This is a genomic window from Lonsdalea iberica (assembly GCF_002111585.1).
Taxonomy (GTDB): Bacteria; Pseudomonadota; Gammaproteobacteria; order Enterobacterales; family Enterobacteriaceae; genus Lonsdalea; species Lonsdalea iberica.
The window spans coordinates 73,045-95,699 of the sequence record NZ_LUTP01000004.1; the positions used below are offsets into that span (position 1 = coordinate 73,045).

The 22,655-nt window shown below is 56.9% G+C and carries 24 protein-coding genes; 15 read left to right on the top strand and 9 right to left on the bottom strand.

Annotated elements, in window-relative coordinates; all coding sequences use genetic code 11:
* Nucleotides 1–122: 122 nt before the first annotated feature.
* The 4 genes from AU511_RS02400 to AU511_RS02415 form a co-directional block, all read right to left on the bottom strand.
* Complete coding sequence (locus AU511_RS02400; protein ID WP_085652330.1) at nt 123–323, bottom strand: 2-hydroxymuconate tautomerase family protein; 201 nt, start codon at nt 321–323, stop codon at nt 123–125.
* Between the two features lie 51 nt (nt 324–374).
* On the bottom strand, nt 375–1,388 hold the full coding sequence (gene yhjD / locus AU511_RS02405) for an inner membrane protein YhjD (RefSeq protein ID WP_094108655.1): 1,014 nt from the start codon (nt 1,386–1,388) through the stop codon (nt 375–377).
* A 167-nt stretch (nt 1,389–1,555) separates the two neighbouring features.
* Entirely contained in the window at nt 1,556–2,113 is a 558-nt protein-coding gene (locus AU511_RS02410; RefSeq protein ID WP_094108656.1) for a DcrB family lipoprotein, read from the bottom strand.
* A gap of 119 nt (nt 2,114–2,232) precedes the next feature.
* On the bottom strand, nt 2,233–2,886 hold the full coding sequence (locus AU511_RS02415) for a 7-cyano-7-deazaguanine/7-aminomethyl-7-deazaguanine transporter (RefSeq protein WP_094100339.1): 654 nt from the start codon (nt 2,884–2,886) through the stop codon (nt 2,233–2,235).
* Nucleotides 2,887–3,076: 190 nt separating this feature from the next.
* Here AU511_RS02415 and tusA point away from each other — a divergent pair, with 190 nt between their 5' ends.
* Nucleotides 3,077–3,325, top strand: coding sequence for a sulfurtransferase TusA (tusA, locus tag AU511_RS02420; RefSeq protein WP_026740845.1), 249 nt, complete (start codon nt 3,077–3,079; stop codon nt 3,323–3,325).
* A gap of 29 nt (nt 3,326–3,354) precedes the next feature.
* On the opposite strand, the gene AU511_RS02425 is transcribed toward tusA, so the two are convergent.
* Nucleotides 3,355–3,984 carry a lysoplasmalogenase gene (locus AU511_RS02425; protein ID WP_094100340.1) on the bottom strand — a complete coding sequence of 210 codons (630 nt, stop codon included), beginning with the start codon at nt 3,982–3,984 and terminating at the stop codon, nt 3,355–3,357.
* A gap of 231 nt (nt 3,985–4,215) precedes the next feature.
* On the opposite strand from AU511_RS02425, the gene AU511_RS02430 reads away from it, so the two are divergent.
* A complete protein-coding gene (locus AU511_RS02430) occupies nt 4,216–4,542 on the top strand; it encodes a DUF1820 family protein (protein ID WP_094108657.1) in 327 nt (108 codons plus the stop codon).
* A gap of 45 nt (nt 4,543–4,587) precedes the next feature.
* Here AU511_RS02430 and AU511_RS02435 read toward each other — a convergent pair whose 3' ends face one another.
* Together AU511_RS02435 and rsmD are read right to left on the bottom strand one after the other, a co-directional pair.
* Nucleotides 4,588–4,872, bottom strand: coding sequence for a DUF1145 family protein (locus AU511_RS02435; RefSeq protein ID WP_176222615.1), 285 nt, complete (start codon nt 4,870–4,872; stop codon nt 4,588–4,590).
* 31 nt (nt 4,873–4,903) lie between these two features.
* Nucleotides 4,904–5,479: a 16S rRNA (guanine(966)-N(2))-methyltransferase gene (rsmD, locus tag AU511_RS02440; protein WP_094108658.1), complete on the bottom strand. Its 576-nt coding sequence runs from the start codon at nt 5,477–5,479 to the stop codon at nt 4,904–4,906.
* Nucleotides 5,480–5,780: 301 nt separating this feature from the next.
* Between rsmD and ftsY the strand changes: the two genes are divergently transcribed.
* From ftsY to rpoH, 4 genes are all read left to right on the top strand, one after another.
* A complete protein-coding gene (ftsY, locus tag AU511_RS02445) occupies nt 5,781–7,385 on the top strand; it encodes a signal recognition particle-docking protein FtsY (protein WP_094108659.1) in 1,605 nt (534 codons plus the stop codon).
* 5 nt (nt 7,386–7,390) lie between these two features.
* Nucleotides 7,391–8,059, top strand: coding sequence for a cell division ATP-binding protein FtsE (gene ftsE / locus AU511_RS02450; protein WP_085652321.1), 669 nt, complete (start codon nt 7,391–7,393; stop codon nt 8,057–8,059).
* Entirely contained in the window at nt 8,052–9,032 is a 981-nt protein-coding gene (ftsX, locus tag AU511_RS02455) for a permease-like cell division protein FtsX (protein ID WP_094100344.1), read from the top strand. Before ftsE ends, ftsX begins: the two co-directional genes overlap by 8 nt.
* 265 nt (nt 9,033–9,297) lie before the next feature.
* The gene (rpoH, locus tag AU511_RS02460) at nt 9,298–10,155 is read left to right on the top strand and encodes an RNA polymerase sigma factor RpoH (protein WP_094100345.1); all 858 of its coding nucleotides are present in this window, start codon (nt 9,298–9,300) and stop codon (nt 10,153–10,155) included.
* Between the two features lie 100 nt (nt 10,156–10,255).
* Here rpoH and panM read toward each other — a convergent pair whose 3' ends face one another.
* Nucleotides 10,256–10,657 carry an aspartate 1-decarboxylase autocleavage activator PanM gene (gene panM, locus AU511_RS02465; RefSeq protein ID WP_094100346.1) on the bottom strand — a complete coding sequence of 134 codons (402 nt, stop codon included), beginning with the start codon at nt 10,655–10,657 and terminating at the stop codon, nt 10,256–10,258.
* A gap of 401 nt (nt 10,658–11,058) precedes the next feature.
* Between panM and AU511_RS02470 the strand changes: the two genes are divergently transcribed.
* The 6 genes from AU511_RS02470 to AU511_RS02495 all read left to right on the top strand — a co-directional run bounded on the left by AU511_RS02470 (nt 11,059) and on the right by AU511_RS02495 (nt 17,176).
* Nucleotides 11,059–12,171 (top strand): branched-chain amino acid ABC transporter substrate-binding protein, encoded by a 1,113-nt coding sequence (locus AU511_RS02470; protein WP_094108660.1) that lies wholly within the window; start codon nt 11,059–11,061, stop codon nt 12,169–12,171.
* A 79-nt stretch (nt 12,172–12,250) separates the two neighbouring features.
* The gene (gene livH, locus AU511_RS02475) at nt 12,251–13,177 is read left to right on the top strand and encodes a high-affinity branched-chain amino acid ABC transporter permease LivH (protein WP_026740856.1); all 927 of its coding nucleotides are present in this window, start codon (nt 12,251–12,253) and stop codon (nt 13,175–13,177) included.
* Nucleotides 13,174–14,448, top strand: a complete 1,275-nt coding sequence (locus AU511_RS02480; RefSeq protein ID WP_094108661.1) for a high-affinity branched-chain amino acid ABC transporter permease LivM — start codon at nt 13,174–13,176, stop codon at nt 14,446–14,448. Before livH ends, AU511_RS02480 begins: the two co-directional genes overlap by 4 nt.
* Nucleotides 14,445–15,215: a high-affinity branched-chain amino acid ABC transporter ATP-binding protein LivG gene (gene livG, locus AU511_RS02485; RefSeq protein WP_094108662.1), complete on the top strand. Its 771-nt coding sequence runs from the start codon at nt 14,445–14,447 to the stop codon at nt 15,213–15,215. Before AU511_RS02480 ends, livG begins: the two co-directional genes overlap by 4 nt.
* Nucleotides 15,216–15,219: 4 nt before the next feature.
* Complete coding sequence (livF, locus tag AU511_RS02490; protein WP_094100350.1) at nt 15,220–15,921, top strand: high-affinity branched-chain amino acid ABC transporter ATP-binding protein LivF; 702 nt, start codon at nt 15,220–15,222, stop codon at nt 15,919–15,921.
* 70 nt (nt 15,922–15,991) lie between these two features.
* On the top strand, nt 15,992–17,176 hold the full coding sequence (locus AU511_RS02495) for an aminotransferase-like domain-containing protein (RefSeq protein ID WP_094108663.1): 1,185 nt from the start codon (nt 15,992–15,994) through the stop codon (nt 17,174–17,176).
* Nucleotides 17,177–17,345: 169 nt separating this feature from the next.
* Here AU511_RS02495 and AU511_RS02500 read toward each other — a convergent pair whose 3' ends face one another.
* A complete protein-coding gene (locus AU511_RS02500) occupies nt 17,346–19,016 on the bottom strand; it encodes a methyl-accepting chemotaxis protein (RefSeq protein WP_094108664.1) in 1,671 nt (556 codons plus the stop codon).
* A gap of 535 nt (nt 19,017–19,551) precedes the next feature.
* Here AU511_RS02500 and ugpB point away from each other — a divergent pair.
* From ugpB to ugpE, 3 genes are read left to right on the top strand one after another with little or no spacing between them, the layout of a single operon-like run.
* Nucleotides 19,552–20,871 carry a sn-glycerol-3-phosphate ABC transporter substrate-binding protein UgpB gene (gene ugpB / locus AU511_RS02505; protein WP_094108665.1) on the top strand — a complete coding sequence of 440 codons (1,320 nt, stop codon included), beginning with the start codon at nt 19,552–19,554 and terminating at the stop codon, nt 20,869–20,871.
* Nucleotides 20,872–20,921: 50 nt separating this feature from the next.
* Complete coding sequence (gene ugpA, locus AU511_RS02510) at nt 20,922–21,809, top strand: sn-glycerol-3-phosphate ABC transporter permease UgpA (protein ID WP_094100354.1); 888 nt, start codon at nt 20,922–20,924, stop codon at nt 21,807–21,809.
* The gene (gene ugpE, locus AU511_RS02515; RefSeq protein WP_094108666.1) at nt 21,806–22,654 is read left to right on the top strand and encodes a sn-glycerol-3-phosphate ABC transporter permease UgpE; all 849 of its coding nucleotides are present in this window, start codon (nt 21,806–21,808) and stop codon (nt 22,652–22,654) included. Before ugpA ends, ugpE begins: the two co-directional genes overlap by 4 nt.
* The last annotated feature ends 1 nt before the right edge of the window (nt 22,655 follow it).

Below are 22,655 nucleotides of genomic sequence, written 5' to 3' on the forward strand. Positions count from 1 at the left end.
CCGCCGCCCCGGTGGGCTTCATCGTCGCTGGGGCGAGGGGGGGGGGAGAAGCACAGACCGCGGCGCGGCCTGCCATCGAGAGAGGATTGGCGTCCGGCGTATCACCGCCGGTTCTCGCGGGGTCAGGACGACTTGCGCCGTTCTGCCATGCTCTGCCCGCCCACACCCATATTCTCGGGCTCTACCTCATCAATCATCACGATGATTTTGGCCGGGTCCTTCCCCAGCGCTGTCTCCAGCACCTGCGTGATGCCATCAATCACCTGCGCTTTTTGCTCCGCGGTGGTGTCCTCTTTAAGGATGCGAACGGTAACAACCGGCATACATTTCTCCTGTCAGGGTTACGAGGTAGGCGGTGATGCCGCCGACCGTCATCAAGCCACAGCCGGCGGTTCGGCCGGGTCCTCGGGTATATGGTGATGTCTGGGTTTGGCGGTGGCGATCCAGGCGGCGCAAAAGAGCGTGAGCTGCGCGAAGAAGTAGAAAAACGTCATCAGGCCAATCACTGAACCGAATGCCGCGCCCGAGGGCGAAGAGGCGAGTTTGGGCAGCACGACGGTCATGATGAATTTCAAAATCTCGAAACCGACGGCGGCCAGCAAGGTTCCGCGAAACAGCGCTTTACGATTGGGTTTCCTCCGGGGCAGAACGCCCAGTATCCAGAGGAATAACAAATAGTTGGCGAAGATTGAAATCGATAGCGCGATCAGCGTCATGGCGGGCCGCAGCCACTCGATCCCTTCCAGTCCCAGCGCGATGACAATTCTGTTTTGCGCGGTCCCGGCGACGGAGGTCAGGAATAACGTGAACGCCAAGGCGATCAACAGTCCCAGCAGCGACAGAAAGTCCCACAAATATTGAAAATAGATTTTCTCTTCCTCGCGCGGATTGCGTTCCCACTTTGTGCGGAACTGCGCGCGGATGGCGTTTCTCAGGTTGCCGATCCAATTCACCCCGGAGTAAAGCGCGATTAGCAAACCGGTCAGCCCTACGGTGGTACGCTGCTGTATCGCCGTATTCACCGTGTTTTTCAGCGTATTAGCGAGATTGGGATCGCTGATGCTATTGACGATGCGGCTGATCAGTTCCGTGAGCAGATCGGGGTTTGAGGCCAGCACGAACCCGACCGTGGCGAAAGAGACCATCAGTATGGGGATCAGCGACAAAAAGGAAAAGTAGGTGATAGCCGCCCCGAACTGGCTGCCCATGCGGTCATTGAACCGCTCGACGGCGCGAATAAAGTGCGCGACGTAAGGCAGAGACTGAACCCATTTGCTCCAGCGGGTCAGTCGGGCTATAGGGGCTTTCTCCGCCGGAGAAGCGGCGTCCTCCGGGGAAGCGGCATGGGCCAATGTCTGGTCAGGGGGCTGTTTAGGTGTTACGGGCATGTAATAAAACCTCTTACGCGCAGTTATCCATCCGATTGATTATAACCGACATCATCCTAATAACAGTTTTACGCGGGCTTCCGGCAGGAATAAAGGGCGAAATGCGGTGTGATGGTGCAGGTCGGGAAGGCCGTTCAGGGCGGTGTTGATGCCCTGAACGGTGACGGTTAGCTCAGCTTCAGCGTGCGGATGATATTTTCCGCTTCGGTCTGCGCCTGCTGCTGATTGTCCGCGGGGAGGGTGATTTGCAGCGTCATCAGGTGGTCGCCGACAATGCCGAGGACGACGGAGGAGTAAGCTTTCTGACCGCTGCTGGAGATGATGCTGTCCAATTGCTGCAGCTTGTGACCGTCGACATCAATGGTTTTATTGGTGACGACCTGCAGATTGGCGTCGCGGGTGCGCTGCTGATCTTCCAGACGCTGGCTCAGCACCGGCAGATCTTCAGTGGTGCTGTCGCCCAAGATAACGATGACCGCTTTTTGTCCGCTCGTGTTGGCATACACGTGCATGTTATTGGCCTGGTTGCCCAGCTTCCCGCTTTGCTCGCTCAGGTCTGCGGGCAGCGTGAACGCCAGTTTGCCGGAGAGCAACGAGATCGTCTGGCTACTTTGAGCCTGTGCCGCCGCATCCGTGGTGGAAGACGTCTCGTCCTTTTTGTCATCGCAGGCGGCCAGCGTGGCGGCCAGCAATCCGATTCCGATAAATTTTACTACTTTCGACATAGCAGCTCTTTCCTTAATCAGAAAACATAATGCTGCTATGCCACCCGATTCAGGCAGTAAAAACAAGCGTTTTGTTGTCACAAAGCCTGTCTGACGGCCCCTTTCAGGGTAATCTGGCGTTATGCCGTCTGCGGCGTCCTGCCGCTCAAACGCTTAAGCAGCATGTTCAGCATGATGCCGTACATTGGCAGGAACAGAATGCCGCAAATCAGGATTTTGAAGGTGTAATCCACCAGCGCGATTTCGACCCAGTGAGCGGACATAAACGGGTCCGGGCTGCGATAGAACGCGATAAAGAAAAACGCCAGCGTGTCGCAGAGGTTGCCGAGCACCGTGGAGGCCGAGGGCGCGACCCACCAGGCGCTGCGCTGCCGCAGACGGTTGAAGACGTGTACGTCTAAAATTTGCCCCAGCACGTACGCCATAAAGCTGGCGCAGGCGATGCGGGCGACCACGATATTGACCTGACTCAGTGAGGCAAAGCCCTGCCAGGTGCCGTCGTAAAACAGCGCGGAGACCAGATAGGAGATCGCCAGTGCCGGGATCATCACCAGCAGAATAATGCGTCGCGCCAGTGGTGCGCCGAAAATTCGCACCGTCAGGTCCGTCGCCAGAAAAATAAACGGGAAAGTGAAAGCGCCCCAGGTCGTGTGAAAACCGAACACGGAAACTGGAAGCTGCACTAAGTAGTTACTGGAGGTGATGATCAGAATGTGGAATAGCGTCAGCCAGCACAATGCTGTCAGCCGCTGCTGCGGCGTAAAATCAAACATGTTGCGACCTTTTTGGTTTATGGGGTGAGGGAACCCAGTGATAACGTTCTGCTTTCGCGCGGGACGTCAATAAAACCGCATCATACCCATTTCCGTTTTCTTTGAACATGGGGAGGCCGCGGCTTGCACCCTGATATTCGCAGCGTAAACTAAGGCCGCTATTCAACGACAACCCCTTTTGAGACTCGCTATGACCGATATTTTTGCTCACGCCGACCGCACTCTTGATGCGCTGGGATTGCGCTGCCCGGAACCTGTGATGCTGGTGCGCAAGACGGTGCGTGACATGGCCGCGGGTGAAACGCTGCTGATTATTGCAGATGACCCCGCGACGACGCGCGATATTCCCGGCTTCTGCCTGTTTATGGAGCACGAGCTGCTGGGTCAGGCGACGGAAACATTGCCCTACCGCTATCTCCTGCGCAAAGCGGGTAAATAACCCGCTTGTTCTCGTGCTCCGTTGCGTGCTCAGGCATAGATGGAACGCACAATCAGGAAATGGCCGCCAAAATAGCAGATGGCCAAAATCACCTGATGTGCCGGGAATTTAAAGCGGAAGTGATAAATCAGCCAGGATGCATGCCCGATGAAAAGCAGGGCCGCGCCGACCAGCAGCGACAGATTGTAGTCGGTGTTTGCCGCAAAGTAGGGGCCGCCCGCCACCCACGCCATGACGGCGGTCATGGCGATGAATGCGCAGACTGGCAGACGCAGCGTATCCAGTCGGGTCCACAGCATCGCGACCAGCAGCGCCGACACGATGGCGAGCAGCAGCGGCAGCGGCCAGAACAAATTCAGCGTCATCTGGGTGGACAGGAAGCTGATGGTGTAGAGCAAATGCGCGGCGAAGTAAGCGCCGAGGGCGTATAACATTCGCTGCGCGGGCAGCAGCAAGAGGGTATCGCCGGCGAGGGTCGCCAGCAGGCCGAGTACGATCAGGTAGGCCGGGACGTTCAGCATCGGCGCCTGCCAGGCCAGCGCGATCAGCAAGAGCAAGGTGAGAGGCTTGAACAGCCAGCGTTGCCAGGTGGGACCACGATAGCTGGCGTCGACATAAAGCCAGCCGGAAAAAAGAACGGCAATAAATGACCAAAGCATAGAACGTCCTTATATGTGGGAAATTCAGACGGCCAGAAGTCTGGGCGCGACGGGGCGAAACTCGGCTTCTGGTATGAATCTGCACAATGATTGCTCTTTCAGTGTAGGTGATCGACCCTCTGCCGGACAGCGGCTGGATGGCGGATGCGGGTATGGGGGCATCATGCTAAGGTAGCGCCATATAGGCGGCAGTAAGTCATGTTAATCGCTCGAGAGGGAGAATGTTATTGAATGAGTAATGAATCCGCACTCTATCGCATTCAATTCATGAACAACGGCAAGAACTATCAGCTTTATGTGCGAGAGTTGGCGCAAAGCGCGCTGTTCGGCTTTATCGAAATCGCCGATTTCGTGTTTGAAAGTCCGTCGGAGCTGTTGGTCGATCCGAGTACGGAAAAGCTGAAGACCGAATTTACCGGCGTTAATCGCAGCTACATTCCGTTGCAGGCGGTGATTCGTATCGATTCGGTGAAGGAGCGGGAGCGCGGTAGTTCACGGATTGCCGAGCTTGGCGACAATGTGACCCATTTCCCTTATCTGCCCGGCAAGAAGCCCTAATTTCTGTTCTAAGGCATCCGCATCGTGTGAGCGGATGCCCTGCGCCTAGCGCTTGTTCCGCTTGCTGTCCTGCGGCTGATGACGCTGCCACGCCATCAGCTCGAATACCCCGAATAGAAAGATCCTGAGTTGCGTCATCCCGCTGATGGGTGGGGCGTCCTTCGGCTGACTGGCTTTCAGCAGCAGATACTGCATGCCGTGCATTAGCACCATGAACACCATCGCCACCGTCATGAAGATATTTAACGGCCGCGGAAAGGGCTGAATCAGGTTCATGATCAGAAAGGCCCACACGCCCAGCATCACTAATCGTCCAAGATTAATCCAAATAATCATAATGTCCTCTGAGGTTGCCGGTCTGTCAGCCGCGCGCGTAGAGCCGGTAGGCGACCTGGCCTGCGACTTTTTCGCGATGCAGCTGCCAATTGGCCGGAAGGTTCAGGGTGCGGTTTTCCGCCTCTGTTTCAATATAGATCCAGGCGTCGTCCGCCAGCCAGCCTTGCGTTTCCAGCAGGCTGACCGTGTTGTCCAACAATCCCTGTCGAAACGGTGGATCGAGAAAGACCACGTCAAAGGCCTCTCCTGGCTGAGCCAGCCACCGCAGCGCATCAGTATGGATCACGCTGGCGTTTTCCGCCCGCAGCAGCGACAGGTTTTGGCTGAGCTGGCGCGCAATGCCGCGCTCCGCCTCCAGCAGCGTGGCGTGAGCGGCATACCGCGACAGCGCTTCCAGCGCCAAAGCGCCGCTGCCCGCAAAGCAGTCCAGGCAGCGAGCCTGTTGTATCACCGGCGCCAGCCAGTTAAAGAGCGTCTCCCTCACGCGATCGGTGGTGGGGCGCAGGCCGGGGCTGTGGGGAACGGGAAGTTTTCTGCCGCGCCATTGGCCGCCGATGATTCGAATTTGTCCGGGTGCGGATGTCGCGTGTTGTTTTGCCATAGCCTGCCATTCACTGAGGTTCGTTACCGGTTGCAACCGTATAGGGTTGAAAGTAGCGCTATTCTAACGGGGCGAGGCCCATCGAGGAAATGCAAAGATAGTCGCGTGTTGAACGGCGTCGCCGCTTCCGCCTCGCGTCATTTTTCTCCTTGAATAGTGAAACACTTGGTTACGCAGATTGTCGGCGTTCAGGGCCGTACGCCGCGTGTTGCTGCGGTCGGGAAAGTGTTAAACTCTGCTCTTTATCGACTTCATAGATTATTCATCATCTGCACTGGATGGCGAGGAGCGCAATTACAAGATGGCTAAACAGAAGAAGCGCGGATTTTTTTCCTGGCTGGGATTGGGACGTCAGGAAGAAGAAAAGACTGAGCAACCGCAGACCCCACCGGAATCAGGCGAGACGGCGCACTCAGATCCGGATGCGCAGATCGTATCTACTGAAGCCCCGGCGCCGCAAGAGGCTGAACGCCAGCCGTTAAACCCGGATGATGACGCGCCGGCGCCTGTTGAGCGCGAAGAGACCGCCGAGGTCGCGGATGGCACGCCGCTCGGCGAGATGCCGGAAGAGGCGGATGTGGTCGACAAAACGGCTGATGAGCCGGTCACCGCCACCGCGGAAGAAGCGGCGCCGCAATCCGTTGAAGCATTGGACAGCCCGGTGCAAACCGCATCGCCGGAAGAGATCCTATTGAAGGAAGAGGCGCTGGAAGCCGCGCGTCAGGATGTGGAAGACGCGCCGGAAGACGACGCTTCGGAACGCCAGGCGGCGCTGCAGGAGATTGACGAGCTGGAGAGTCTGGCGCCGGGAGTGTCCCCGGAAGAGCTTGCGTCCCAAGCCCAATCGGAAGAAGAACCTGACGCTGCCGCGGAGCCTGAATTGCTCGCGACCATGCAGGGTCAGCCATCGGTGGACCAGTCCGCAGAGGCCATCGATGAAACGGCGATAACACCTGCGCCAATTCAGGAGCAGGAACGTCCTACCAAGGAAGGCTTCTTTAGTCGCCTCAAGCGCAGCCTGGTAAAAACCCGGCAGAATCTGGGTTCTGGATTTGTCTCATTGTTCCGCGGTAAGAAAATTGATGACGATCTGTTTGAAGAACTGGAAGAGCAACTGCTCGTTGCGGATGTGGGCATGGACACGACCCGCAAGATTATCGCCAGCCTGACGGAGCATGCCAGCCGCAAACAGCTGAAAGACGCCGAAGCGCTAATGGCGCTGTTGAAAGAGGAGATGGCCGCCATCCTGGAAAAAGTGGATGAGCCGCTGAACATCGACGGCAAAATGCCGTTCGTTATTCTGATGGTCGGCGTGAACGGGGTGGGTAAAACCACCACCATCGGCAAAATGGCCCGCCAATATCAGGCTCAGGGCAAGTCGGTGATGCTGGCCGCGGGGGATACCTTTCGCGCGGCGGCGGTGGAACAGCTGCAAGTCTGGGGTGAACGTAACAACGTACCGGTCGTGGCGCAGCATACCGGGGCGGACTCCGCTTCCGTTATCTTTGACGCCATTCAGGCGGCGAAAGCGCGCGGCGTGGATGTGCTGATTGCCGATACGGCGGGCCGTCTGCAGAATAAATCCCATCTGATGGAAGAACTGAAAAAAATTGTCCGGGTGATGAAGAAACTGGACGATCAGGCGCCGCATGAGGTGATGCTGACGCTCGACGCCAGCACCGGTCAGAATGCGGTGAGTCAGGCTAAACTGTTTAACGAGGCGGTTGGGCTGAGCGGTATCGCCCTCACCAAGCTGGACGGGACGGCAAAAGGCGGCGTGATTTTCGCCATCGCCGATCAGTTTGGTATTCCTATCCGCTACATCGGGGTAGGTGAGCGCATCGAAGATTTAAGGCCATTCAAGGCTGACGATTTTATTGAGGCACTTTTTGCCCGTGAGGACTAATACGGATGATTCGTTTCGAGCAGGTCAGTAAGGCGTATCGTGGCGGTCGCCAGGCATTGCAAGGCGTTGATTTTCACGTCCGACCCGCGGAGATGGTTTTTCTGACCGGCCACTCCGGCGCCGGGAAGAGCACCCTGTTGAAGTTGATTTGCGGGATAGAACGGCCGAGCGCGGGACAGATTCTGTTCGGCGGTCATGACATCAGCCGTTTGAAGAAAAGCGAGATCCCGTTCCTGCGTCGTCAGGTCGGCATGATTTTCCAGGATCACCATCTGCTGATGGACCGTTCCGTTTATGAAAACGTGGCGATGCCGCTCATCATCGCCGGTGCGTCGGTGGAAGACATCCGCCGTCGCGTGTCGGCGGCGCTGGATAAGGTGGGGCTGCTAGACAAAGCGCGCAGCTATCCTATTCAGCTCTCCGGCGGGGAGCAACAGCGGGTGGGCATTGCCCGCGCGGTGGTGAACAAACCCGTGGTGCTGCTGGCCGATGAACCGACCGGCAACCTCGACGACGAATTGTCCGAAGATATCCTGCGCCTGTTCGAAGAGTTCAACCGTGTGGGCGTCACGGTGCTGATGGCAACCCATGATACGGGGCTGATCGCCAGCCGTCGTTACCGGGTTTTGACGCTGTCTCAAGGTCATATGCTGGGAGATAACGTCAATGGCTAATCATCAGGTCCGTAGAAAAGAGAAACAGAAACGCCCCGTCAGCAAGGCCCGCGCACTCAAGGGCGGCTGGCAGGAACAATGGCGCTATGCCTGGGGGAACACGCTGCGGGATATGCTGCGTCAGCCGCTGGCGACGCTGCTGACCATCATGGTCATCGCCATCTCCCTGACGCTGCCGAGCATCTGTTATTTGGTGTGGAAAAACGTCAGCCAGGCGGCGACGCAGTGGTATCCCACCCCGCAGCTGACGATCTATCTGGATAAGTCGCTTGACGATAACGCGGCAGAGGGCGTGATCGCCAAGATTCAGACGACAGACGGCGTGGACAAGGTTAATTATCTGTCGCGTAATGAGGCGATGGGCGAGTTTCGCAACTGGTCCGGCTTTGGCGGCGCGCTGGACATGCTGGAAGAAAATCCGCTGCCAGCGGTAGCGATTGTGACGCCCAAAATGACGTTCCAGAGTGCGGAGACGATGACGTCCTTGCGGGACCGCATTAGCGCCGTTGAGGGCGTCGATGAAGTGCGAATGGACGATAGCTGGTATTCGCGTCTGGTGGCGATGACCGGACTCGTCGGGCAAATCGCCTTTACGATTGGCGTGCTGATGATTGTGGCGGTTTTCCTGGTGATTGGTAACAGTATTCGTCTGAGTATCTTCAGCCGCAGAGATACCATCAACGTCATGAAACTGATTGGCGCAACCGACGGTTTCATTCTGCGGCCGTTCCTAAACGGCGGGGCGCTGCTGGGTCTGTGCGGCGCGGTGTTGTCGCTGATCTTGTCTCAGGCGCTCGTGTGGAAGCTCTCGGCTGCGACGGCACAGGTTGCCGCCGTCTTCGGGACGACATTCGCGGTGAAGGGGATGGGCTGGGATGAAGGCCTGCTATTGCTGCTGGTTGCCGCGATGATCGGCTGGCTGGCTGCGTGGCTGGCAACGGTTCAACATTTACGCCGCTTTACACCGGAGTAAGGGTTTTCTGATATACTCTTTCCTTGTAAAAAGGATGAAATAGTCAAGGGAAGAGTATGAAAAATATCCCCTTCCGAAGCGCATTTTCTTCCTGATTTATCTCGTTGCGCTGCCATCTTGATATGTAAAAAAAGATGGATAAAATTGTGTGAACTTGTGAGGTAAATCACGCTCAAATAGTGAGCGGATACTAGATTTGAACGTTGATGTGAGTGAGACATTGTATGCAATGTCTGACGACATAAACAAACCATGAGAGGGTTGAATGACCAAAGATATGCAAACTTTCACCTTAGTTCCCCAGGGCAGTCTGGAAGGGTATATTCGTGCCGCCAATGCCTATCCGATGCTGACGGCGGAGGAAGAGCGGGCGCTGGCTGAACGGCTGCATTTCGAGGGAGATCTGGACGCTGCCAAGCAGCTGATCCTGTCTCACCTGCGCTTTGTTGTTCATGTCGCCCGCAACTACTCCGGCTATGGTCTGCCGCAGGCGGATTTGATACAGGAAGGCAACATCGGTCTCATGAAGGCTGTACGTCGATTCAACCCTGATGTCGGCGTTCGACTGGTCTCCTTTGCCGTCCACTGGATCAAGGCGGAAATCCACGAATACGTGCTCCGCAACTGGCGCATCGTCAAAGTGGCCACGACCAAGGCTCAGCGTAAGCTGTTCTTTAACCTGCGTAAAACCAAGCAGCGTCTGGGCTGGTTTAATCAAGACGAAGTCGAGCTGGTCGCGCGCGAACTGGGCGTCACCAGTAAAGACGTGCTTGAGATGGAATCCCGCATGGCGGCGCAGGACATGACCTTCGACCCAACGCCCGAAGATGATACGCAGCCGGGCCATGGCATGGCCCCGATGTTGTACTTGCAGGACAAAACGTCTGACTTTGCCGATGGCATTGAGGAAGACAACTGGGAAAGCCATGCGGCCGACAAACTGGCCCACGCGATGGAAGGCCTGGACGAGCGTAGCCAGCACATCATCCGCGCCCGTTGGCTGGACGACGATAACAAGTCCACCCTACAGGAACTGGCCGATCGCTACGGTGTATCCGCCGAGCGTGTACGTCAGTTGGAAAAGAACGCCATGAAAAAGCTGCGGACGGCGATAGAAGCCTAACGCGGTTAATAACGGAATCATGCCGAAATCAACGGCCGGGCTTGTCCCGGCCGTTGTTGTTTTCAGGCGACAGTTACGGAGAGAAACGGCGCGGCCTGCTTTATGACCGGCTGTATTTCCAACCGCCGGATACTGGATCGAACCCGCAGGAACGCATAAAGGCGTCCATCACACTTTCGCTGACCATGGCGTGGTCGGCCGCGTCCAGCCACCACTCCCTGACATGCGGCAGCGCCCGCAGTACTTCTTCGACGAGATATTTACCCACTCCCCGCCTACGCGTGACGTCCCTTATCTGCAGATCGCAGAGTTCGGCGCTGTCCTGTTTAATTTCCACGATGACGGCCCCCAGTAAGCGATCGTTGAATCGAGCGGCGAACAGCTGGTGGTCAGGGTTTAGGCTCTGCGCCAATTGCGTGAAGTTTTGATGCGGCCATAGCGGGCTTAAATCCAGCTTGTCCTGGTCGGTAAAAGAAGTAAGGCATTCCACGGTTAGTTTCATGCAATGTGCTCCGATTAATGGCGAAGAGGATTGTAGGGAGTCGTCGCCAGAAAGGTTGTGTAATTTTTTATGTACAGTTTACAGGGCAATGTTTTTCAGTTTGGTCATTTTTCGAGTTATTAATTACCTTTCAATATGTCGGTTAGCATAACTGACTAGAAATGAAGCAAACCCTGGGGGATAAGACTAAAATTTTATGCTGTTTACACCGTGACTTACTGCGTGTGTGAGTTGCTATGTAGCATAAAACTCCTGTTTAATGGCATGAAAAATAAAATCTTATTGCTAACTATTGCCAAATATTAAGCCTAACTTGTTATTACTTATAAAAAAAGCGTGAGTGGTCACGGTTGGCGCCGAAAATGAACGCAATAAATGAAAATTAGAATGGGGTAAACGGGATGAAATTAAGCACAGGCACAATGTTGCTGATGGGATGTATGGCGATGACGCTGGGTCACGCTGTTAACGCCGCCGATATCAAAGTGGCCGTCGTTGGGGCCATGTCCGGCCCGGTCGCGCAGTACGGCGATATGGAGTTTAACGGCGCCCGTCAGGCTATTGCGGATATCAACGCCAAGGGCGGCGTCAATGGTAATAAGCTGGTCGGCGTGGAATATGACGACGCCTGCGACCCGAAACAGGCGGTCGCCGTCGCCAACAAAGTGATTAATGACGGCATCCGCTATGTCATCGGTCATTTATGCTCTTCCTCCACCCAGCCCGCGTCGGATATCTACGAAGATGAAGGCGTGATCATGATTACGCCGGCCGCCACTAACGCCAACCTGACGACCCGCGGCTACGAACTGATTCTGCGTACCACCGGGCTGGACTCCGACCAGGGGCCAACCGCCGCCAAATACATTCTTGAAACCGTGAAGCCGCAGCGTATCGCCGTCGTGCATGACAAACAGCAGTATGGTGAAGGTCTGGCGCGCGCCGTTCAGGACAACCTGAAAAAGGACAACGGCAACGTCGTCCTGTTTGAAGGCGTGACCGCTGGAGATAAAGATTTCTCTACGCTGGTGGCGCGTCTGAAGAAAGAGAACGTCGACTTTGTTTACTTCGGCGGATACTACCCTGAGATGGGGCAGATCCTGCGCCAGGCGCGTCAGGCAGGCCTGAAAGCCACGTTCATGGGACCGGAAGGCGTGGGCAACTCGTCGCTGTCCAACATTGCGGGCGAGGCCTCTGAAGGCATGTTGGTGACTCTGCCGAAACGCTACGATCAGGTGCCGGCGAACCAGGCCGTCGTGACGTCGCTGAAGGCGAAGAACCTCGACCCGTCAGGTCCGTTCGTGTGGACGACCTATGCCGCGTTGCAGTCTCTGACCACCGCCATGCAGCGTTCGGGCAGCGTGGAGCCCGCCAAACTGGCCGCCGATCTGAAGGCCAAGCCGGTTGAAACGGTGATGGGTCCGCTGAGCTGGAATGAAAAAGGTGACCTGAAAGGGTTTGAGTTTGGTGTATTTGAGTGGCACGCAGACGGTACTTCCTCTTCCGTGAAGTGATTGACTGGATCCGTATTACTCCCTGAATACCGTTGTCCTTCCGTCTGCCGACGGCGGGGCAACGTCAAAGGCTTAAGGTATGTCCGAGCAATTCCTCTATTTCCTTCAGCAGATGTTCAACGGTCTGACGTTGGGCAGTACCTATGCGCTGATCGCCATTGGTTACACCATGGTTTACGGCATTATCGGCATGATTAACTTCGCTCATGGCGAAGTGTATATGATCGGTAGCTATGTCTCCTTTATCGTGATTGCCGCCCTGATGATGATGGGCATCGACACCGGCTGGCTGCTGATCAGCGTCGCTTTTGTCGCGGCGGTCGTGATTTCCAGCGCCTATGGCTGGAGCATCGAGCGCGTGGCTTACAAGCCGGTGCGTAGCTCCAAACGCCTGATTGCGCTGATTTCCGCCATTGGGATGTCGATTTTCCTGCAAAACTACGTCAGCCTGACTCAAGGGTCGCGCGACGTGGCGCTGCCCAGTCTGATCCACGGTCAGTGGACGCTGGGTGAAAGCAATGGCTTCGCCGCTACTCTCAGCACGATGCAGCTGACCATCTGGGTGGTTACTTTCCTGACCATGCTAGCGCTGACGCTGTTTATTCGCTATTCGCGAATGGGCCGCGCCTGTCGTGCCTGTGCTGAAGATCTGAAAATGGCCAGCCTGTTGGGCATCAGCACGGATCGAGTGATTTCGCTGACGTTTGTGATCGGCGCGGCGATGGCCGCGGTCGCCGGTGTACTGTTGGGGCAATTCTATGGCGTCATCAACCCTTATATCGGCTTTATGGCCGGCATGAAGGCGTTTACCGCCGCCGTGTTGGGGGGGATTGGCAGCATTCCCGGCGCGATGATCGGCGGCCTGATTCTGGGCATTGCGGAAGCGCTGACGTCCGCCTATCTGAGTACCGAATACAAAGACGTGGTGTCGTTCGCCCTGTTGATTGTCGTGTTGCTGGTCATGCCCACCGGTATTTTGGGCCGCCCGGAGGTAGAGAAGGTATGAAACAGCATAACGTCTTCAATGCTTTCTTCTCGGCGTTTGTCCTGTTGGTGCTGGCCTCATTCATGATGGGGATGCAACTGAGCCTGGACGGCACGAAGCTGGTGGTTCACGGCGCGGATAAAGTGCGCTGGTACTGGATTGCCGCAGGTTGCGTCGTGGTCTTTTTGTTCCAACTGCTGCGTCCTCTGCTGGCGCGGGGCGCGCAGAAGTTTTCCGGTAACGGTCTGGTGTTGCCGAGTTTTGACGGCAGTACGCCGCGGCAGAAAGGACTGGCGGTACTGCTGATCGTCGCCGCGGTGGCCTGGCCATTCATCGTGTCCCGCGGCACGGTCGACATCGCCACGCTGACGCTGATCTATATCATGCTGGGTCTGGGCCTGAACGTGGTGGTGGGCTTGTCCGGCCTGCTGGTACTGGGCTACAGCGGTTTCTATGCAATTGGCGCCTATACCTATGCATTACTGAGCAACTATTACGGGCTGGGCTTCTGGCAGTCTCTGCCATTGGCAGGGCTGATGGCGGCGCTGTCCGGCTTTATGCTGGGGTTCCCGGTGCTCAGGCTGCGCGGCGATTATTTAGCGATCGTGACGCTCGGGTTCGGCGAGATTGTTCGTATCCTTCTCCTCAACAACACCGCGTGGACCGGCGGTCCGAACGGCATCAGCCAAATTCCCAAGCCGACGCTGTTTGGACTGGAGTTCAGCCGCACGCCGCGCGAGGGCGGCTGGGATACGTTCCATCATTTCTTCGGGCTCGCTTACGATCCCGGTGACCGTATCATCTTCCTGTACCTGGTCGCGCTGCTGCTGGTGGTACTGACGCTGTTCATCATCAACCGCCTGCTGCGTATGCCGCTGGGCCGGGCATGGGAAGCGCTGCGGGAAGATGAAATCGCCTGTCGTTCGCTGGGGCTCAGCCCGACCAAAATCAAACTGACGGCCTTTACCATCAGCGCCGCGTTTGCGGGCTTTGCCGGCACGCTGTTTGCTGCCCGGCAGGGATTTATCAGTCCTGAGTCGTTTACCTTCGCCGAGTCCGCTTTCGTGCTGGCCATCGTGGTGCTGGGCGGCATGGGGTCGCAGTTCGCGGTGATTCTGGCGGCGGTGCTGCTGGTGGTTTCCCGTGAATTGATGCGCGATCTCAACGAGTACAGCATGCTCTTGCTGGGCGCTCTGATGGTGCTGATGATGATCTGGCGTCCACAGGGACTGTTGCCGATGAAAAGGCCGCAGATGAAGCTGAAGGTTGAGGATAAGGAAGGACAGGCATGAGTACGCAGCCACTATTATCGGTACGGGGCCTGATGATGCGTTTCGGCGGTCTGTTGGCCGTCAACAATGTCGAGCTGGATCTGCATGCCGGTGAAATCGTCTCGTTGATTGGTCCGAACGGCGCGGGCAAGACCACCATATTTAACTGCCTGACCGGATTTTATCGCCCAACCGGCGGCACGATTCTGCTACGCGATCAGCATCTCGAATCGCTGCCAGGACAGCAGATCGCCCGGATGGGCGTCGTACGAACGTTCCAGCATGTGCGGCTGTTCCGTGAGATGACGGTGATTGAAAACTTGCTGGTCGCTCAGCATCAGCATCTGAAAAGCGGCGTCTTTGCCGGGTTGCTGAAAACGCCCGGCTTCCGCCGTGCGGAAGCGGATGCGCAGGCGCGCGCCGTCACCTGGCTGGAGCGTGTCGGGTTGCGGGATCTGGCGAACCGACAGGCCGGCAATTTGGCGTATGGTCAGCAGCGCCGGTTGGAAATCGCCCGCTGTATGGTGACGCGTCCGGAGCTGTTGATGCTGGACGAACCGGCCGCTGGTCTGAACCCAAAAGAAACCGATGAGCTAAATGACCTGATTGTCGATTTGCGCGATAGCCATCAGGTCTCCGTTCTGCTGATTGAACACGATATGAAGCTGGTGATGGGCATTTCAAACCGCATTTACGTGGTGAATCAGGGGACGCCGCTGGCACAGGGCACGCCGGCAGAGATTCGTAATAACCCGGATGTGATCCGTGCCTATCTGGGTGAAGGATAAGGTTATGTTGTCATTGAATCAGGTATCGGCGCACTACGGTAAAATCCAGGCGCTGCATCAGGTCGACCTGCATATTCATCAGGGCGAAATCGTCACCCTGATTGGCGCCAACGGCGCCGGAAAAACCACGCTGCTGGGGACGCTATGCGGCGATCCACGGGCTTCTGCCGGCTCTATCGTGTTCGACGGCAAGGATATCACCGACTGGCCAACGGCGCGGATCATGCGCGAAGCTATCGCGATTGTTCCTGAAGGCCGTCGGGTCTTTTCCCGCATGACGGTGGAAGAAAATCTGGCGATGGGCGGTTTTTTTGCCGAACGCGAGCAGTATGACAAGCGTATCGAACGTGTGTATACGTTGTTTCCGCGCCTGCGAGAACGTCGCTCACAGCGCGCCGGCACCATGTCCGGCGGCGAACAGCAGATGCTGGCGATTGGCCGCGCGTTGATGAGCCAACCGCGTCTGCTATTGCTGGACGAACCCTCGCTCGGGCTGGCGCCTATCGTCATTCAGCAGATTTTCGACACCATTCAGCAGCTGCGCGATGAAGGGATGACCATTTTCCTGGTCGAGCAAAACGCCAATCAGGCGTTGCGTCTTGCCGACCGCGGCTATGTGTTGGAAAACGGCCGCGTGGTGCTGCAAGATACCGGGGCTGCGCTGCTGGCGAACGAAGCGGTGCGTTCCGCCTATCTGGGCGGCTAAACTTTTCTTTGGCCGGGTTCTTCCCGGCCTGTTTCTAATATCCCCTCTTTTTTCATGAGTGAGCATCGTTATGGCAATGGGTAAGTTGGTGGCGAAGCGGATGGAGCGGCTCAAAAGCTCCGCGATTCGCGAATTGCTGGAGCAAAGTAAAATGGGCGGGGTGATTTCGTTGGCAGGCGGCATCCCCTCGGAACAGTTGTTCGACTTCGACGGTCTGCGTCAGGCGACGGAACGGGCGATCGTCGAGCAGCCGGAAGCGGCATTCCAGTATGGTCTGACCGAAGGTAGCCCGGTGCTGCGCGCGCGCATTGCCGAACTGTGCGCCTTACGCGGCGTGCAGACCGTCGCAGACAGTATCGTCGTGACGGCGGGATCGCAGCAGGCGCTGGATTTGGTCATGCGCGCCACGGTCAATCCGCAGGATATCTTCGTTGTTGAGCGACCGACTTATCTGGCGGCGCTGCAGACGCTTGAGCTGGCGGAAGCCCAGATCCGGTCGGTCTCTTCCGACGATCAGGGTATGGTCGTTGATGAGCTGGAAGCGCTGCTGGCGACACAGCGTATCAAAGGGGTATACGTGGTGCCGAACTTCGGCAACCCCAGCGGCGTATCGTTGAGCGACGCGCGGCGCAAGCAACTGGTAGCGCTGGCCGCGCAACATGATTTTCTGATTATCGAAGACGATCCTTACGGCGAGCTGCGGTTTACAGAGACGCGTCACCCTACGTTGTACCAGTTGGCGAAAGCGGCCGGGCATGACGATCACGTCGTGTATCTCTCCTCGTTCTCCAAAGTGCTGGCGCCGGGACTGCGACTGGGCTGGGCCGTACTGCCCGACTGGTTGCTGCACAATGTTGCCATCATCAAACAAGCGGCGGATCTGCACGCCAGCGCGCTGTCTCAGGCGATAGTCGAGACCTATCTGGGGTTGGGCCGCCTGCCTCAGCAGATTGAAACCCTCCGTCACGCTTACCGGCAAAAAGGCGAGCGCCTCTCCGCATTGGTTGAAGAGACACTCGGCGATGTGCTGACCTTCAATCAGCCTGAAGGCGGCATGTTCCTGTGGGCGCGGTTCCGTGAGCCGTTCGACACGACCGAGTGGTTGAAGAAGACGCTGGCAGAGGGCGTAGTGTTTGTGCCGGGCGAGTTCTTCTTCGCCGAGCGGCCGGACCGCTCAACGCTGCGTTTGTCTTTCGCGACGGCGACGGAAGAGCAGATGCATGAAGCCGTGGCGCGACTGCGTCGGGCGTTGTAACCGCAGGATGCGCCTCCGGCAGATATAAACAGCCCCGCTAATTGCGGGGCTGTGGGCGGATGGATCAACGCGTCATGCCTTGTCGGTCAATGGACGGACGGCATGACGCGTGACTTCCGGGCGGCAACTTGCTGGAATGCCGCCTCAGTGCGGCGGTTCCTCGGGAATATCAGAAATGTTCCCAGTCGCCTTCGCTGCCGCGGGCGTTCTTCAACGCCGGTTTAGGCTGTGGCGCAATGGCGGGTCTTTTGACTGGCGCTTTAGCGCCGGGCAGTGCATGCGCGCCTTCCACATTAAACACCTGCATCAGTTCCACCAGATTGGACGCCTGTGAGCTGAGGCTGTCTGCGGCGCTGGCTGACTCTTCCACCAACGCGGCGTTCTGCTGTGTCACCTGATCAAGCTGGTTTACCGCATCATTAATCTGGGTGATCCCATCCTGTTGTTCGTGAGTGGTCACGCCGATTTCGCTAATCAAATCCGCGACGCGGTGAGCCTGTTCGACGATGTCATCCATCGTGGTGCCCGCGTTGCCGACCAGCTTAGAGCCGGTTTCCACTTTCTCCACGCTTTCCGTGATGAGGTCTTTGATCTCTTTGGCCGCGGACGCGGAACGCTGCGCCAGAGAGCGAACTTCACCGGCAACCACCGCAAATCCACGTCCCTGTTCTCCTGCTCGCGCGGCTTCCACGGCGGCGTTCAGCGCAAGGATATTGGTCTGGAACGCGATGCCATCGATGACGCTGATGATGTCGCTGATTTTGTGGGAGCTGGTGGTGATCTCGTTCATGGTGTTGACGACGTCGCTGACCACGGTGTTGCCTTTGGTCGCGGAATCGCTGGCGGATTTCGCCATTTCCGTTGCCATGCGCACGGTGTCCACATTCTGTTTGACGGTCTGGCTGATCTGCTCCATCGACGCTGCCGTCTCCTGGAGATTCGCGGCCTGCTCTTCCGTACGCTGGCTCAGATCGGTGTTGCCCATGGCGATCTGGCTGGAGCCGGTAGCAATAGACTCGCTGCTTTGACGTACCTGGGTGACCATATTGTTCAGGCTGTTGCGCATTTCTTCCATCGCAGCCAGCAAGCTGGACGCGTCGTTGTCGCGCAGTTTAACGCGGACAGCCAGGTCGCCTTTGGCGATAGCGTTGGCGATTTCAGCCGCATAGGCCGGTTCACCCCCCAACTGATTGATGATACGACGGGTAATCAGCCAGGCGGTCATTCCGCCCAATACGGCGACGAGGACGGCTAAAGCCACCATCACCGCACCGGAGCGGTTGGCCTGATGTCCAGACCGTTCGGCGTCGCTGATGGTGGTTTCTTTCTGGAAGTTCAGAATGTTGTCGACAGCCTTGAAGATCTTGTCCTGCTCATCGTGCACATCCGTGAGGATGGTGTCTCTGGCCTCTTCCTGCCGATTCGCCAGCCCTAACGTGAGTGCTTTTCTGACGGCGGCGACATAGCCGGGCTGAACCTGAGACAGTTGGCTGACCAAATTCGACATTTCCTGTGAGGAAATGGAGCGGCTGACTTCATTCAATGTGGCCGTATTGACCGTGATGATGTCCTCGATCTGCTTCTGTCTGGTCAACATTTGATCGCGATCTTTCAGCAGTGCGATATCACGCACGGAGCGGGCAACGATGTTGACGTTGTCTTTGAACTCCTGGAACTGCAGCAGGCGGGTGATGCGGAGCTCGGACAACGTCTGAACGTTGGTGCTGATCTGCTTAAGCTGAAACAGGCCGAACAGGGCGACCAGAAAGCCGATAGCAATGACCATCGAAAAACCACTGCCCAGCATGGTGCTGAGCTTCATGTTTTTTAGCAATTTCATAATGTCCCTTAGGGTTGGCGGACACCTGATTTTTCACGATGAAGTCCGGGTGTCTATAAATTTAAAACGGGGCTGATCGCGGTATGTCATTGGCAATCGCCTTTACTGCCATATGGCGACATACCATTTAGGAACCCTCGGGGGTCTTTATCGGCTGCGTATCGCGAGCCTGTACCATCAATTTTCAAAACATGTTGATAACAGAAAGGTTGCGGTCGGACGGCAATGTTAGGGAGATGACAGAAAGCTTAAAAAACGATGAACGGCGATAACAAGGCCCCTGCAATTATCCGGCAAACGTGCGCCGCGCTTGATATTCGCAGAAATTTCCTCAGGTCAGCGCTAGCGGTGAATGAGTCAACCTCACCCTGTTGCGACCGCCTGTTTTCGCACATTTTTCTGGGCACGCCTCCCCACCAGATTGTCATTTTTTTGTCATTTTAAAGTTATTTATATGTCATCTGCGCATGTCATGTTACCTGCCACATTTATGGCCCCTTTAAGGGGCTGAACAGGTTTTTTGCAGGAGACAGGCATGTTGAAACACGCAATCCGCATCGTCGCCGCCAGCGCCGTCATGGCGATGACCCTCACTTCTCAGGCGCAGGCGGTGACCGACATCCCGTTCTGGCATGCGATGGAAGGGGAGTTGGGAAAAACGGTCAATGCATTGGCAGACCGCTTTAACCACAGCCAGAATGACGTCAAGATCGTGCCTGTCTACAAGGGCAACTACGAACAGACGCTGGCCGCGGGCATTGCCGCCTACCGTAGCGGCAACGCGCCTGCGATCTTGCAGGTCTATGAGGTGGGTACCGCCACCATGATGGCCAGCAAAGCCATCAAACCGGTTTACGAGGTGTTCCAGCAGTCGGGCGTGCCGTTCGATGAGAGCGTGTTCGTGCCGACGATCTCCGGCTATTACACCGATGCCAAAAGTGGCCATCTGTTGTCTCAGCCGTTCAATAGCTCCACGCCGGTGCTTTATTACAACAAGGATGCTTTTAAAAAAGCGGGCTTAGACCCGGAGCAGCCGCCGAAAACCTGGCAGCAGATGGCGGAGTACACGGCCAAGCTGCGCGCCGCTGGCATGAAGTGCGGCTACTCCAGCGGCTGGCAGGGATGGATCCAGCTCGAGAACTTCAGCGCCTGGCATGGTCTGCCGTTCGCCAGTCAAAACAACGGCTTTGACGGTGCCGACGCGGTGCTTGAGTTCAACAAGCCCGCTCAGGTCGAACATATCGCCCTGCTGGAGGCTATGAACAAGAAAGGGGATTTCACCTACTACGGGCGCAAGGACGAATCGACGGAAAAATTCTACAACGGCGACTGCGCCATGATCACGGCCTCCTCCGGATCGCTAGCGGGGGTTCGCCAGTACGCGAAATTTGACTTCGGCGTCGGCATGATGCCCTTTGACGCCGATGCAAAGGAGGCTCCCCAAAACGCTATTATCGGCGGAGCCAGTCTCTGGGTGATGAACGGTAAGGATTCCGCCACCTATCACGGCGTGGCGAAGTTTATGCAGTTCCTGGCGAAGCCGGAAATCGCCGCAGAGTGGCATCAGAAAACCGGCTATCTGCCAATTACCTCCGCCGCCTACGACCTGACGCGTCAGCAGGGTTTCTATGCGCAAAACCCCGGCGCGGATATCGCCACCCGTCAGATGCTCAACAAACCACCGTTGCCGTTCACCAAAGGTCTGCGCCTGGGTAATATGCTGCAAATTCGCACCATCGTGGACGAAGAGCTGGAGAGCGTCTGGACCGGCATGAAAACGCCGCAGCAGGCGCTAGATTCCGCGGTACAGCGGGGAAACATGCAACTGCGTCGCTTCGAACAATCCACCCGGTAAGTGTGTTTTTAGGCCGAAGGGACTCGGCCTGCCCCTATTGAGATTATCCGATGAATGCTTCCCGCCCCGTTTTTGGCCGCAGCTGGCTGCCTTATGCGCTGGTTTTTCCGCAGTTGGCGATCACGGCGATATTCTTCCTCTGGCCCGCCGGGCAAGCACTGTGGTACTCCGTGCAGGATGTCGACCCGTTCGGGCTGTCGAGCCGGTTTGCCGGGCTGAATAACTTTATCCAGCTGTTTCACGATCCTTACTACCTTGAGTCGTTCTACACCACGCTGTGGTTCAGCGGGCTAGTCACGTTTTTCGGGCTGGTGATTTCCCTGTTTCTGGCGGCGTTGGTGAACCATGTGGCGCGCGGTCGGCGAATTTACCAGACGCTGCTGATCCTGCCTTATGCCATCGCGCCGGCGGTGGCAGCGGTGCTGTGGATGTTCTTGTTCAATCCGGGTCTCGGCATCATCGCCTACTGGCTGCATCACCTCGGCTATGACTGGAATCATGCTCAGAACAGTGGCCAGGCGATGCTGTTGGTGGTGGTGGCGTCGGTCTGGAAACAGATTAGCTATAACTTCCTGTTTTTCCTGGCGGCGGTGCAGTCCGTGCCACGATCTCTGATTGAGGCGGCTGCGATTGACGGCGCGGGGCCGGTTCGGCGTTTCTTTTATGTGGTGCTGCCGTTGATCTCGCCGGTGAGCTTCTTCCTGCTGGTGGTCAATCTGGTCTACGCGTTTTTCGACACCTTCCCGGTGATTGACGCCGCGACCGCAGGCGGACCGGTGCAGGCCACCACCACGTTGATTTATAAGGTGTATCGCGAAGGCTTCGCCGGGCTGGATCTTGCCAGTTCGGCCGCGCAGTCGGTGGTGCTGATGGTGTTGGTGATCGTGCTGACGGTCATCCAGTTCCGCTTCGTGGAGCGTAAGGTGAACTATCAATGAATGAGAATCGTCGCGGGCTGGATATTTTCAGCCATGTCATGCTGGCGGTGGCGTTGCTGGTGGTGCTGTTTCCGCTGTATGTCGCGGTGGTGACGGCGACGCTGGATCAGGCGCAGGCCTCGCGGGCGCCCATGACGCTTATCCCCGGTAGCCATTTATGGCAGAACCTTAACGCCATCTGGCTGCACGGGGTGGGTAACAACAACAGCGCGCCGTTCGGCTGGCTGTTGATCAATAGTTTCATCATGGCGCTCGCCATTACGTTGGGGAAAATCGGCGTGTCGATGTTGTCCGCCTACGCGATGGTGTATTTCCGCTTTCCCCTTCGGCAGGTGTTTTTCTGGATGATTTTCACCACGCTGATGCTGCCGGTGGAGGTGCGTATTTTTCCGACGGTGGAAGTCATTTCTCATCTCGGCATGATGAACAGCTACACCGGGCTGACGCTGCCGCTGATGGCCTCGGCCACCGCGACTTTTCTGTTCCGGCAGTGTTTCATGACGCTGCCGAACGCGCTGATGGAAGCGGCGCGTATCGACGGCGCGGGACCGATGCGCTTTTTCTTCGACATGGTGCTGCCGTTATCCAAAACCAATTTGGCGGCCCTGTTCGTGATTATTTTCATTTATGGCTGGAACCAGTATCTGTGGCCGCTGCTGATTGTGAGCGACGCGCGTCTCGGCACCGCCGTGGCGGGTATTCAAAGCATGATCGCCAGCAGTGATAGCCCGACTCGCTGGGAGCACGTGATGGCGGCGATGCTGCTGACTATGCTGCCGCCGATGCTGGTTGTGCTGCTGATGCAGCGCTGGTTTGTCCGTGGACTGGTTGATAGCGAGAAATAAG